Origin of the sequence: Oscillibacter acetigenes (assembly GCF_025567605.1) — a bacterium.
Classification (GTDB): Bacteria; Bacillota; Clostridia; order Oscillospirales; family Oscillospiraceae; genus Oscillibacter; species Oscillibacter welbionis.
Genome location: NZ_JAOQKG010000003.1, coordinates 23,617 through 36,593 on the forward strand (window position 1 = coordinate 23,617; position 12,977 = coordinate 36,593).

Annotated in this window: 13 protein-coding genes and 1 other annotated feature; of the genes, 9 read left to right on the top strand and 4 right to left on the bottom strand. The window is 62.3% G+C overall.

Translation table 11 applies throughout. The annotated features are described in order from the left end of the window. Positions 1–30: 30 nt before the first annotated feature. A complete protein-coding gene (locus OCV80_RS06790; protein WP_021748730.1) occupies positions 31–177 on the bottom strand; it encodes a hypothetical protein in 147 nt (48 codons plus the stop codon). Positions 178–455: 278 nt separating this feature from the next. Between OCV80_RS06790 and nifJ the strand changes: the two genes are divergently transcribed. Beyond that, a complete protein-coding gene (nifJ, locus tag OCV80_RS06795) occupies positions 456–3,983 on the top strand; it encodes a pyruvate:ferredoxin (flavodoxin) oxidoreductase (RefSeq protein ID WP_267288308.1) in 3,528 nt (1,175 codons plus the stop codon). 72 nt (positions 3,984–4,055) lie between these two features. Here nifJ and OCV80_RS06800 read toward each other — a convergent pair whose 3' ends face one another. After that, a complete protein-coding gene (locus OCV80_RS06800) occupies positions 4,056–4,844 on the bottom strand; it encodes a GntR family transcriptional regulator (RefSeq protein WP_158629660.1) in 789 nt (262 codons plus the stop codon). 104 nt (positions 4,845–4,948) lie between these two features. Next, positions 4,949–5,137 (bottom strand): hypothetical protein, encoded by a 189-nt coding sequence (locus OCV80_RS06805; protein WP_136890655.1) that lies wholly within the window; start codon positions 5,135–5,137, stop codon positions 4,949–4,951. Positions 5,138–5,242: 105 nt separating this feature from the next. Here OCV80_RS06805 and OCV80_RS06810 point away from each other — a divergent pair, with 105 nt between their 5' ends. The 6 genes from OCV80_RS06810 (at position 5,243) to OCV80_RS06835 (ending at position 10,916) form a co-directional block, all read left to right on the top strand. Continuing rightward, the gene (locus OCV80_RS06810; protein WP_025544700.1) at positions 5,243–5,527 is read left to right on the top strand and encodes a hypothetical protein; all 285 of its coding nucleotides are present in this window, start codon (positions 5,243–5,245) and stop codon (positions 5,525–5,527) included. Between the two features lie 19 nt (positions 5,528–5,546). Continuing rightward, positions 5,547–5,792 (top strand) — a binding site (T-box leader). A gap of 71 nt (positions 5,793–5,863) precedes the next feature. Continuing rightward, positions 5,864–7,099 (top strand): tyrosine--tRNA ligase, encoded by a 1,236-nt coding sequence (gene tyrS / locus OCV80_RS06815; RefSeq protein WP_021749320.1) that lies wholly within the window; start codon positions 5,864–5,866, stop codon positions 7,097–7,099. A 157-nt stretch (positions 7,100–7,256) separates the two neighbouring features. Continuing rightward, entirely contained in the window at positions 7,257–7,712 is a 456-nt protein-coding gene (locus OCV80_RS06820) for an RNA polymerase sigma factor (protein WP_136891753.1), read from the top strand. Beyond that, positions 7,705–8,787 carry a hypothetical protein gene (locus OCV80_RS06825; RefSeq protein WP_136890654.1) on the top strand — a complete coding sequence of 361 codons (1,083 nt, stop codon included), beginning with the start codon at positions 7,705–7,707 and terminating at the stop codon, positions 8,785–8,787. The genes OCV80_RS06820 and OCV80_RS06825 overlap by 8 nt, the downstream gene beginning before the upstream one ends. Positions 8,788–8,899: 112 nt before the next feature. Beyond that, complete coding sequence (locus OCV80_RS06830; RefSeq protein WP_136890653.1) at positions 8,900–9,910, top strand: YeiH family protein; 1,011 nt, start codon at positions 8,900–8,902, stop codon at positions 9,908–9,910. Between the two features lie 193 nt (positions 9,911–10,103). Beyond that, entirely contained in the window at positions 10,104–10,916 is an 813-nt protein-coding gene (locus OCV80_RS06835; protein WP_119311042.1) for a helix-turn-helix domain-containing protein, read from the top strand. 102 nt (positions 10,917–11,018) lie between these two features. On the opposite strand, the gene OCV80_RS06840 is transcribed toward OCV80_RS06835, so the two are convergent. After that, a complete protein-coding gene (locus OCV80_RS06840) occupies positions 11,019–11,594 on the bottom strand; it encodes a DUF5662 family protein (protein WP_025544735.1) in 576 nt (191 codons plus the stop codon). A 109-nt stretch (positions 11,595–11,703) separates the two neighbouring features. Here OCV80_RS06840 and OCV80_RS06845 point away from each other — a divergent pair, with 109 nt between their 5' ends. Then, entirely contained in the window at positions 11,704–12,147 is a 444-nt protein-coding gene (locus tag OCV80_RS06845) for a hypothetical protein (RefSeq protein ID WP_021749314.1), read from the top strand. Positions 12,148–12,174: 27 nt separating this feature from the next. Then, complete coding sequence (locus OCV80_RS06850) at positions 12,175–12,366, top strand: hypothetical protein (protein ID WP_021749313.1); 192 nt, start codon at positions 12,175–12,177, stop codon at positions 12,364–12,366. Positions 12,367–12,977: the final 611 nt, after the last annotated feature.

Consider the following 12,977-nt stretch of genomic DNA (forward strand, 5'->3'; position numbering starts at 1 on the left):
TCCCAGCTGTGGGGAAGAAGTCCGGAGTCCTCACAGGTCCTCCAGGTCTGCCGCCGGAATGTCGTTTTCCACGTTGTCCCGGGCCAGATCGGTGTCCAGCACCGGATAGACGCTGGGGATGGGCTTCTCCTGCTTTCTCCGCCGGGGGAGCTCTACCTTGCGGCTGTCATCATGCATTTAGATCACCTCTGCCCTAGCTTGTCCCGCACCGGGCCGAACCATGCCGGAAAAAGCCGGAAAACAGCGGCAGGCACATGCCCGGCCTGGACGCAAAAGCGCGGCCGGGCACAAAAACTCCTGGGAAAACTGGGGAGATTGCCGTCCGCATCCGTGGAAAATCCGCGGGATTTTTCATAAATTCCATGGATTTGGACAGGAGGCATCCCCCTGCGGTAAAGTAGGAAAGGAAATCACGCTGTCCTCCCCGAGAGGATGGAAAAAAGGAGCGAGACTGCATGAGCCTCAAGAAATTCAAGACCATGGACGGCAACGAGGCAGCCGCCTATATCTCCTACGCGTTCACGGAAGTGGCGACGATCTACCCCATCACGCCCTCCAGCCCCATGGCAGACCACGTGGATGAGTGGGCCGCCGCTGGCATGAAGAATATCTTCGGCCAGCCTGTGAAGCTGATGGAGCTCCAGGCCGAGTCCGGCGCCTGCGGCGCCATGCACGGCGCGCTGGAGACCGGATCCTTGGCCACCACCTACACCGCCTCCCAGGGCCTGCTGCTGATGATCCCGCCCATGTACCGAATCGCGGGCTCCATGCTGCCCGGTGTCATGCACGTCTCCGCCCGGACGGTGTCCACCCACGGCCTGTCCATCTTCGGCGACCACTCTGACGTCATGGGCTGCCGCCAGACGGGCTTCGCCCAGCTGGCTTCCTCCAGCGTGCAGGAGTGCATGGACCTGGGCGCCGTGGCCCATCTCGCCGCCATCAAGGGCAGCATCCCCTTCCAGCACTTCTTTGAGGGCTTCCGCACCTCCCATGAGATCCAGAAGATCGAGGTGCTGGACTACGACGACATGAGCCGCCTGGTGGACTGGGACGCCGTCCGCCGCTTCAAGGCCCGGGCCCTGAACAGCGAGCATCCCACGGTCCGCAACACCGTCCAGAACCCGGACACCTTCTTCCAGCACCGGGAGGCCTGCAACGGCGCCTATGACCGCCTGCCCGCCATCGTGGAGGAATACATGAAGGCCGTCAGCGACCTGACGGGGCGGGACTACCAGCTGTTCAACTACTACGGCGCGCCGGACGCGGACCGGGTGGTCATCGCCATGGGCAGCGTCTGCGGCACCCTGGGGGAGGTCATCGACTACCTGAACGCCCAGGGCGAAAAGGTGGGCATGATCCAGGTCCATCTGTACCGCCCCTTCTCCGTGTCCCACTTCCTGGCCAAGCTGCCGGATACCGTCCAGACCGTCTCCGTCCTGGACCGGACCAAGGAGCCCGGCGCCATCGGCGAGCCCCTGTATGAGGATGTGTGCACCGCCCTGGCGGAAGCCGGGCGCAGCGGGATCAAGGTGCTGGCCGGCCGGTACGGCCTCAGCTCCAAGGACACCACCCCCGCCCAGATGAAGGCTGTGTACGACAACATGGCCGGCGAGCAGAAAAACCACTTCACCGTGGGCATCGTGGACGATGTGACCCACCGCTCTCTGGACGTGGGGGAACACATCAGCACCGCCGGCGGCTCCACCATCGAGTGCAAGTTCTGGGGCCTGGGCTCCGACGGCACCGTGGGCGCCAACAAGAACTCCATCAAGATCATCGGCGACAACACGCCCCAGTACGTCCAGGCGTATTTTGAATATGACTCCAAGAAGTCCGGCGGCGTCACCAAAAGCCACCTGCGCTTCGGCAAGGAGTCCATCCGCTCTGCCTACTACGTCACCCAGGCGGACTTCGTGGCCTGCCACAAGCAGAGTTACATCCACTCCTATGACATCGTCCACGAGGTGAAGCCCGGCGGCACCTTCCTGCTGAACACCCTGTGGAAGGGGGAGGAGCTGGAGCGGAATCTGCCCAACCACGTGAAGCGGACGCTGGCCCGGAACCATGTGAAGTTCTATACCATCGACGCCGTGTCCATCGCCCAGGAGCTGGGTCTGGGCAACCGGACCAACACGGTCCTCCAGGCGGCGTTCTTCAAGCTCTCCGGCGTGCTGCCGGTGGATGAGGCCGTCCAGTACATGAAGGACGCCATCACCCACAGCTACTTCAAGAAGGGCGACAAGGTCCTGAACATGAACTACGCCGCTGTGGACCGGGGCCTCCAGTCCGTGGAGGAGATCCGAGTGCCCGACAGCTGGAAGGACCTGCCCGACGAGCCCCTGGAGCAGACTGAGGCCGCAGGTGTGCCGGACTACGTCCGGGACGTGCTGATCCCCGTCAACGCCCAGGCCGGCGACAAGATCCCTGTCAGCAAGTTCCTCAGCTTTGCCGACGGCGTGACGGAGGCGGAGACCTCCAAGTACGAAAAGCGCGGCATCGCCGTGGATGTGCCCCAGTGGCTGCCGGACAACTGCATCGGCTGCAACCAGTGCTCCCTGGTGTGCCCCCACGCCGCCATCCGGCCCTTCCTGTTTACCAAGGAGGAGGCGGAGCAGGCCCCGGCCGGCTGCATCACCCACAAGGCCAACGGCAGGGGGATGGAGAATTACACCTTCCGCATCCAGGTGGATCCCCTGGACTGCCAGGGCTGCGGCAGCTGCGCCGACGTGTGCCCCGCCAGGGAGAAGGCCCTGGTGATGAAGCCGCTGGAGTCCCAGATGCCGGAGCAGGACAACTGGAATCACTGCCTGTCCCTCTCCGAGAAGGCCAATCCTCTGGACAAGTTCACCGTCCGGGGCAGCCAGTTCCAGCGGCCGCTGATGGAGTTTTCCGGTGCCTGCGCCGGCTGCGGCGAGACCCCCTACATGAAGTTGATGACCCAACTGTTCGGCGAGCGGATGTACATCGCCAACGCCACCGGCTGCGCCCAGGCCATGTTCCTCTCCGTACCCTCCATTCCCATGGTGAAGGACTCCGCCGGTCACGGACCGGCCCTGTCCAACTCCCTCTTCGAGAACAACGCCGAATACTCCCTGGGCATGTGCCTGTCCGTGGACCAGCAGCGCAACCAGGTCAAGACCCACGCCAAGGCTGCCCTGGACACTACCTCCGACGCTGCCCTGAAGGCCGCCCTGGAGAGCTGGCTGCAAGACGGCGACGACGGCGACAAGACCCGGGCCGTGTCCGACGCCCTGATCGCCGCCCTGAACCAGACCGCCGACTCCAGCGCCGACGTGCGGTTCCTGCGGGACAACGCCGACCAGCTGGTGAAAAAGACCATGTGGATGTACGGCGGCGACGGCTGGGCCTATGACATCGGCTACGGCGGCTTGGACCACGTGCTGGCCTCCGGCATCGACGTGAACATCCTGGTGGTGGACAACGAGCTGTACGCCAATACCGGCGGCCAAGCCTCCAAGGCCACGCCCATCGGTGCGGTGGCTCAGTTCGCCGCCAGCGGCAAAAAGACCCCCAAGAAGGACCTGGGCATGATTGCCATGAACTACGGCCATGTCTATGTGGCCCAGGTGTCCATGGGCGCCAACCCCGCCCACGTGGTGAAGGCCCTGAAGGAGGCCGAGGCCCACAAGGGCCCGTCCCTCGTCATCGCTTACGCCCCCTGCATCAACCACGGCATCGCCAAGAGCATGAAGGTGAGCCAGGCGGAGCAGAAGCTGGCGGTGGAGTGCGGCTACTGGCCCCTGTTCCGGTACAGCCCTGAGCTGGCGGCGGAGGGGAAGAACCCCTTCCAGCTGGACAGCAAGGCCCCCAACGGCAAGCTGCGGGAGTTCATGATGGGCGAGGTCCGGTTCTCCGGCCTGACCCGCACCTTCCCTCAGATCGCCGAGCAGCTCTTCGCCGAGGCGGAGGAGCAGTGCGCCGCCCGGTACGCCCAGTACGAGAAGCTGGCGGCCCAGAAATAACTTTGCTGAAATCGACACTCCTATAAACGAAAGCGCCCCAGGGCTTTGCCCTGGGGCGCTTTCGTTCCGCCGTCAGCGGGATCCGGCGGCGTGAAAGGTGCGGTTGATGAGGCAGCGGCTGCAGCAGAAATCGATGTGCCGCTCCATGGCGGAGCGAGCCAGCTCCGGCAGCCCCAGGCCGATGGCGGAGCAGATAGCCACGTGCTGGGAGCCCATGACGATCAGATTGTCCTTTTTCTGTTCCGTGGCAACGAACTCGCAGGAGCGGATAGACAGGTAGTGAAGGGTGCCCTGGAGGGTTTCGAACATGTCGATGAGATACTCGTTCTCTGTGGTCAGCACCAGCTGGTGGTGGAACTCCAGGTCGATCTTGGCCCGCTCGGAGGCGGTGGGGGCGGTATCCAGATCCTTCGCAAAGTCCTGCCAGGCGGACTGGAACTGGTCCGCCAGCTTCTGGAGCCTGGGCAGGTCAATCAGAGTCCGCTTCTGTGCGCAGAGGAAGGCCGCCTCTCCTTCGATGGCCCGCCGGGCCACGAACAGGTCCTCCAGGGACTCGCTGCTGAGGTCAAAGACGAAGTAGCTGCGGTATTTGCTGTCGCTGCTGCGGACGGCGGTCACCAGGCCGTTTTCCTCCAGCCGCTCCACCGCCCGGGTCACCGGGGAGGTGCTGACCCCCATCTGCTCCGCCAGCTTGGAGATGTTCAGCTTGCTCCCCGGCGGGATGGCGGAGGAGAAGATGGCCTTCTCCAGCAGTTCATAGACGATGTCGGAGATCTTGGCAAAGGGATTCTTCTCCTGGGCCGCTGTGATGTTCTGTGCGGTGAATTGGCAGCCGTCCCGCTGTCTGGGATCCTGGGGCATAGGGCACCTCACTTCTGAAAAATATCTGTATCCTATCATAGCGGCCGCGGGCGCGAAAATCAAGCCCGGCGCAGAAAACCGCGCCGGACCGGGAGGGGGCTCCTTCAGTCCCGGAGTTCTTCCTCCAGATTGATTTTGCCGTGGACCTGCTCGAACTCCGTGATACAGCGGCGGATCAGGTAAAGAATCTGCCCGCTGCCTGTTCGTCCTTCATATTCCGCGATATAAAACAGCTTGTCATGTGTCTCCTTATCCATGCGAAATCCAAGATGACTGTCCCGTGGCTTTTTCATAGTAAACTCCATTTCAGTAGAATATAAGTTGATTTTAAGTACAAAACGAGTTACTATGTAAAAAGCGTACTAGAATATAGACACAAAATTTAAGGAGGTGTCAGAATGGACGATCTGGAGACGGCGGAGGCATACAGGCGGGAAGCGGAGTTCTATAAGGAGAAAGCGGAGGAGAACATCCGGTACAAGTACCTCTATCTGCGGCTCGGCGGCGAGATGTATGAGGTCCTGGAGATCCTGCGGCGGACACCCTGCGCCTGCGCCCCGCTTCAGGAGGCGGAGAGCCGTCTCCGCCAGATGCTGGAACAGGCGGATGAGGACGACTGCCAGAAGGGTGTATACGATTTCTTCCGCAAAAAGAAAGGCCGTCCACCCGTTGACAAGCTGTAAAAAATCGGCTAGAATACCTCTTACAGTGATGAAGCGGAGCAGTACCCGGGAAGACCGCCCCCAAGAGAGCCTCTGGTCTGGTGGAAAGAGGCGGGCAGGGCCCGGCGAATACACCGCGGAGCTGGCACCCAAACGGCCTTCGGCCCAGTAGGCGTGCTCCGGGAGCGCCCGTTACAGCGCCGCCGTGTGTTCGCACGGCCTGAGGCGTCTGCCCGCGAGGGCGGCGCGAACAGAGGTGGTACCGCGAGAACTTCTCGCCCTCTGTCCCCTGGGGGACAGAGGGCGTTTTTGATACCTGTCCCAGATTTCACAAACGGACAAAAGGAGAGACAAATCATGCAGATCTACGAGGAACTGAAGGCCCGGGGGCTCATCGCCCAGGTGACGGACGAGGAGGAGATCCGGGAGCTGGTGAACAACGGCAAGGCCACGTTCTATATCGGCTTTGACCCCACGGCGGACAGCCTGCACGTGGGCCACTTCATGGCCCTGTGCCTGATGAAGCGGCTGCAGATGGCGGGCAACCGCCCTATCGCCCTGATCGGCGGCGGCACCGGCTATATCGGCGACCCCTCCGGCCGGACGGACATGCGTTCCATGATGACGCCGGAGACCATCCAGCACAACTGCGACTGCTTCAAGAAGCAGATGGAGCGGTTTATCGAGTTCGGCGAGGGCAAGGCCCTGATGCTGAACAACGCCGACTGGCTGCTGAAGCTGAACTATATCGAGCTGCTGCGGGAGGTGGGCGCCTGCTTCTCCGTCAACAACATGCTGCGGGCCGAGTGCTACAAGCAGCGGATGGAAAAGGGCCTGAGCTTCCTGGAATTTAACTATATGATTATGCAGTCCTATGATTTCTACCACATGTTCCAGACGGTGGGCTGCAACATGCAGTTCGGCGGCGACGACCAGTGGAGCAATATGCTGGGCGGCACGGAGCTGATCCGGCGCAAGCTGGGCAAGGACGCCTATGCCATGACCATCACGCTGCTGATGAACTCCGAGGGCAAGAAGATGGGCAAGACCGCCAGCGGCGCCGTGTGGCTGGACCCCAACAAGACCTCTCCCTACGACTTCTACCAGTACTGGCGGAACGTGGGAGATGCCGATGTGCTCAAGTGCATCCGGATGCTGACCTTCCTGCCGCTGGAGCAGATCGACGAGATGGATACCTGGCAGGGCAGTCAGCTGAACACCGCTAAGGAGATCCTGGCCTTCGAGCTGACCAAGCTGGTTCACGGCGAGGAAGAGGCCGCCAAGGCCCAGGAGGCCGCCCGCGCCCTGTTCGGCGGCGGCGGGGACAGCGCCAACATGCCCTGCACCAAGCTCTGCCGGGAGGATTTCACCGCCGAGGGAGAGATCGACATTCTGACCCTGCTGGTAAAGTGCGGCCTGGCTGCCTCCAAGGGCGAGGCCCGGCGGCTGGTGCAGCAGGGCGGCGTCACGGTCTGCGGCCAGAAGGTGGCCGATATTGAGGCCAGGTTCAGCTGCAAGGACTGCTGCGGCGAGGGCGCGGTCATCAAAAAGGGCAAGAAGGTCTATCACAAGGCCGTGCTGGAAGAGCAGTAAGCGGACATTCGGTCAGCCCGCCGGGATATTCCCGGCGGGCTTTTTGTATGTCCCTGTCAGATGGCAGCCTCATCATTCGTTTTATCAGCAGAACGGCGCCGGCAAAGGAGTTGATTGTACGGAACAAATCACATATACCCGCCCGGAAGCGGAGGAACTGGTAGAGCGGTGGTCGGACACCGTGCTGCGGATCGCCTGGACCTGGACGGGCAGCGTCCACGACGCCCAGGACATCTGTCAGACGGTGCTTTTGAAGCTGCTGACCAGTCCCCGCCGCTTTGCGGAGGAGCGGCTGGAGCGGGCCTGGGTGGTCCGGGTGGCCGTCAACTGCTGCAAGGACTGGAAGAAATCCGCCTGGGTCCGGCGGCGCCTGCCGTTGGAGGCGGCGGCCCACGCGGCGGTCCATCTGCCGGAGCCGGGGGAGAGGCCTGTGCTGGCGGCGGTGCAGGCCCTGCCGGAGCGATACCGCCAGGCGGTGTACCTGCGGTATTACGAGGGATACGAGCCGGCGGAGATCGGGACGTTGATGGGCTGCACGGCCAGTCAGGTCAGCACGTATCTCTACCGGGGCAAGGCAAAATTGCGGAACATGCTGGGAGGCGCTTATGGATAGGAATGCTTATCAGAGTGAGTTGGACCAGGTACAGTTCACGGAAGCGGGGAGGTCCGCCCTGACGGACGCCCTGATGGCGGAGCAGGCCGGACCGCCGGTCCAGCACCGGAGCTTGTGGATGAAACGGGGGATGGCGGCGGTACTGGCAGCAGTGCTGTTGGTGGGCACGGCGGCGGCTGTTACTGCGTCGCTATGGGACAGCTTTTTCGGCAGACTGGACCCGGGGGAGCAGGCGGTGGTGGACACCCTCAGCGGCGGCCTGTCGGGTGCGGTCTCCGCAGGCGGAGCCATGATGACACCTATGGCGGCCTTCGGCATGGATGGGGTATTCTACCTGATGCTGGAGATTCAGGCCCCAGAGGGCACGGTCCTGCCACCCTTGGACGGTGAAAATGAAACCTACCAGCTCTTCGGCGATGATATTTTGAACGGCGAGTGGCTTGAGCTGCGGGAGCCGGACGGCGGGGACCCGGCGATCTCTTATTCCACGGAGTTCACTTGGCTGGAGGACCCGGATCCTGCGGACAACACGCTGACAGTGGTACTCTCCATTCTGGCGGACGGAGACCTGGAGGGAAAGGTCCTCCACATACCAGGGCTGTGGAAGCAGACGGATGGGAAGGCCTATACGGAGATCTTCTCCGGCGATTTTGACTTCGTGCTCTCCGGTGGTCTGGCGGAAGATAGCCTGCTGGCGGTGGATGTCGCCGGTGTCACGGCACAGGCGCCCTGCGGCACCTTGACCATGGATCGTCTGAAGGTCTCTCCTCTGGGGCTCCAGTGGAGCTATCACTACGATGAGAACGCCGTCCAGGCCGCGGCGGCAGAAAACGGCAGAGACGCCGTGGCGCTTGTGACGGCTGACAGCGGAGAGGTAGTGGAATTCTCAGATATAGCTATCCCCGACACAGAACTGCTGCTGGTTTTGAAAGATGGGACGCAGGTGGAGGTTGCCAGCAGCTTCAGCAAGGGCGGCAGCGGCTGGATGGAGCAGAGCGGCTTCTTCGCCCGGCCTGTGGATCTGTCTCAAGCGGACTATCTGCTGTGGGGAGAGACGGAGATCCCCCTCCACTGAGCCTGGCATTGCATCATCGGGGCGGCCAGAGGCCGCCCCGGATTTTTTTGACAAATCCTGAACGGCATGATATGATACAACTCCGATTGTCAAGAGAGAAAGGAAACGAATTATGGAATTTGTCAAAAAAAACGCGCTGGGTATCCTGATCTGTCTGGTAATCGCCGTGCCTGCCTGGCTGCTGGGCCAGCGGTTCGAGGTGGTGGGCGGCCCGGTGTTCGCCATCCTCATCGGCATGGTGATCGCCCTGTTCTGGAAGGATCAGAAAAGTGCCAAAAGCGGCATCACCTACACCTCCAAGAAGGTTTTGCAGCTGGCGGTGGTGCTGCTGGGCTTCGGCATGAATCTCTCCAGCGTGTTACAGGTGGGGGGACAGTCACTGCCCATCATCGTCTCCACCATCGCCACCAGCCTGATCGTGGCCTTCGCCCTCTATAAGGCCCTGCACATGGACAGCAACATCTCCACTCTCATCGGCGTGGGCTCCTCTATCTGCGGCGGCAGCGCCATCGCCGCCACTGCCCCGGTCATCGGCGCGGATGACGAGGAGATCGCCCAGGCCATCTCTGTGATCTTCCTGTTCAACGTCATCGCGGCTCTGATCTTCCCCACTCTGGGAGGTGTGCTGGGCCTCTCCAACGAGGGCTTCGGCCTCTTTGCCGGCACCGCGGTGAACGACACCTCCTCCGTCACTGCGGCGGCCGCCGCCTGGGATGGAATGCATCCCGGCGCCAATACCCTGGACACCGCCGCCATCGTGAAGATGACCCGGACCTTGGCCATTATCCCCATCACGCTGGTGCTGGCCCTGCTGAGGACCCGCCGGGAGGGAAAGCAGGGCGGCGCCCAGGTGGACATCAAGAAAATCTTCCCCTGGTTTGTGCTGCTGTTCCTGCTGGCTTCCATCATCACCACGGTTCTGCCCATCCCTGCGGCTGCGGTGAGCTTCCTGAAAAACGCCAGCAAGTTTTTCATCGTCATGGCCATGGCAGCCATCGGTCTGAACACCGACATCGTGAAGCTGGTGAAGACCGGCGGCAAGCCCATCTTCATGGGCTTCTGCTGCTGGGTGGCCATTGCCGGCGTCAGCCTGCTGGTCCAGCACCTGCTGGGGATCTGGTAAAACACCCTGCCTCATCGCCCGTCGCAGCAGGAACTCCCGCCATAGCACCCGGAGCCTGGCAAAAATCTGGAATCCCCTGGGCCTCAAGGGCTGCAACCTGGAGTTGACAAAGTTCCACCCGCCGCGTTCTTGCCAGGTGCGCGGCGGGTGGCTTATCATAAGGGCATCCAAATGAGAAAGCGAGTGTTCTCCGATGACATTTTCCGAGAAATTGACGGGGCTGCGGCGGAAGTCCGGCATGAGCCAGGAGCAGCTGGCAGACCGCCTGGGGGTCACCCGGCAGTCTGTCAGCAAGTGGGAGGGCGGCACTGCCATGCCGGAACTTGTGAAGTTGATCTCCTTGTCAGAGCTGTTCGGCGTGTCCGTGGACTATCTGGTGAAGGACTGGATGGAGGAGCCGGACAATCCATGCGGCGGAAGCGGGGAAATCTCTTCCAAGCAGGCAGACCGGCTGGAAAAAAAGGTGGACGAGCTGACCAATTATGTGAAGGGCAGGGTCTACCGCTACGACAGCAAGACCCGGATCTTCGGCCTGCCCCTGGTGTCTATCCGGTTCGGCTTCGTCCGGAACGGGAAACTGTCCATGGATAACACGGCCAAGGGCATCATCGCCATCGGCAACTGCGCCATCGGCGTGGTGGCCATCGGCATCGTGGGGGTGGGCCTGTTCACCTTCGGCGTGCTGGCCATGGGAATGCTGTCCCTGGGCATCGTGGCGGGGGGATTGGCGGCTTTCGGCGTGGCGGCCCTGGGGTATCTGGCCCTGGGGGTCAGCGCCGTGGGGGTCTATGCCGGCGGCGTGGCGGCCATTGCCGCCAAGATCGCCGTGGCGGTCTCCGCCGTGGCGCCCACCGCCGTGGGGGAGTTCGCCTCCGGCAGCCATGTGCTGCTGTGGGGAGACGGCCTGACGGCCCCGGAGGTCCAGACCTTTCTGCTGGAGCACCACCCGGACCTGTGGCGGCCCCTGCTGCGGCTGCTGACGGAGATCGGCGCCCATATCAAGTAAATCGCTGCCCAGTCTCATGCCGGCGAGCAAACATGGTCAATGTTTGCTCGCCGGCATACGGCTCTTCTCGGCATCAGTGGAGGGGGACAATCTGTGCACCTGTCAAAAGCGCCGGGGGTCCGGCGGTGGGGCATCCTGGGACTTTCCCAGGATCTCCTGCCGGATATATGCAAAGGCCGCGTCCTCGCCCTCATCCCGGAGCTTTAAAAGCATGGTCTCCAAAAGCGCTGCAGTGGCCGGGTGGATCAGCAGCCGCCGGTCCTTGCCCCGGAGATAGAACTGGTAAGGGTCACCGGGATTGAAATCCTTTCCCCGGTAGACCTTGCTGGCGGCCAGACGGTCGCAGAACATCTCCGCCACATATTTTCTCGGCATCTCCACACCTACGATCCCCTCGCCGGTGGGGCTGTAATCCGTCCAATACTCAAAGTGGTGGCGGTTGCGGCCCTTGTGGTGGAGCCAGGAGGCGCTGTATCCATGTTCCTTCCGCTGGGCGTCGTTTGGGCTGTGATCCCCCTGGAAGTATTTCACCCCGGCAAAGAACTCCACAGGGGCGTACTTGGACAGGTCATGGGTCAGGCCCTGCCAGTACAGCCCCAGGCGGAAGCAGTACTTCCGCACCAGTGCCCGGTGGCGGTTTATGGTCCGCAGATGGGCCCAGAAATGCAAGGAGATCACCCCGTTTCCAGTATCTTACGTTCCAGTATAGCACGGCAGGTGCAAAATGACGAGCAAATTTTTTGCATGGAATCCAACCTCCAGCAGACACTAGCCGGGAGGTGTTTTGATGGAGGGAGTTATCTTCTGCTGTCCCCCGGCGTGGAGAAAGCTGCTGCCGCCCGGCGTTCTGGGGGCGGAGCGGGCGGAGGCGCTGGCGGAACAGTATTGGCCACTGCTGGTCCTGACCCGCCGGGGGTGCGGGGAGCTGGGGGATACGGCCGCCCTGTGCCGGGTGCTGCTGGTGCCGGGGGACTGTACCGCGCCGCTGGAGCGCATCACGGCGGAGACGGTGGTCACCTATGGCCTGTCCTCCAGGGACAGTCTCACCCTGTCCAGCCTGGCGGAACCGGTCCTCTGCGTCCAGCGGCAGCTGCCTCGGCCGGGCGGCGGCGTGGTGGAGCCCCAGGAATTTCCCCTGCCGGAACTTCCGGCTCCTGCGGCGGAGCTGCTGCCGCTGCTGGGCCTGCGGCTGTTGCAGCTGCCACAGACAAGTGCCCCCTTTGTGTGGTAGACTAAAAACAAAAAGGGGGGCTGCAACATGGCGTGGCATGAGATTCTGGCGACGGGGATCATTCTGGCGGGCACTGCGTTTTACTGTTGGGCGGCGTACAGCCGGAAGAGCGGACCTACCAGCTGCATCGGCTGTGGCAAGTGCGTGGCGGACGGCGTCTGCATTCTGACAGGAAAGAAGGTCCCGGGGATTTCCGGAGGCAAGGGAAAAAACCTGTGATTTTCCCGTTGACAACCGGGCAGAAACGTTTATAATAATTGTGTCTGAAAACAGCGAAAAGCTATGACAAAGCCAGCTTCGCGAGACCGGCCAAGCGAGAGGGGAGACGGTGCGAGCCCCTTGCCCACGCCGCGGAGCAGCCACTTTGGAGCGGCCTGCGGCGAGCGGGACGGCTCATCCCCGTTAGCGGATGACATGAGATGTCCCCATGGGACAGATCAGGGTGGTACCGTGGAAGTTCTTCCGCCCCTGACGTGCGTCAGGGGCGGTTTTTCTGCTTTAGAAAAGAGGGGATATACTGGTGTTCTTTCAGCGAGCCCAATCTCCGCACCCGTCCCGCCTGGGTGGCATCCAGATTTTTTCCGATTCAGAGGGGAGATTCCTTTTGTTTCCGGTGATCCGCAGCCGGAGCGGGCCTTCGCACATTCTTGCAGCGGTAAAGACCCTGTCCCCGCCGCTGACGGCTCCGGAGCTGGGGACGGCACTGCTGGCTCTGTGGGATCGATGGGAGGGCACTCCCTGCTGGGAGGAACTGCCGCCGGAGCTGACGGCGGTTCCCTTCTGGAAGGGAACCGCCCGGTCTTATCGGGCTTTCTTTCGGGCGCACCGGT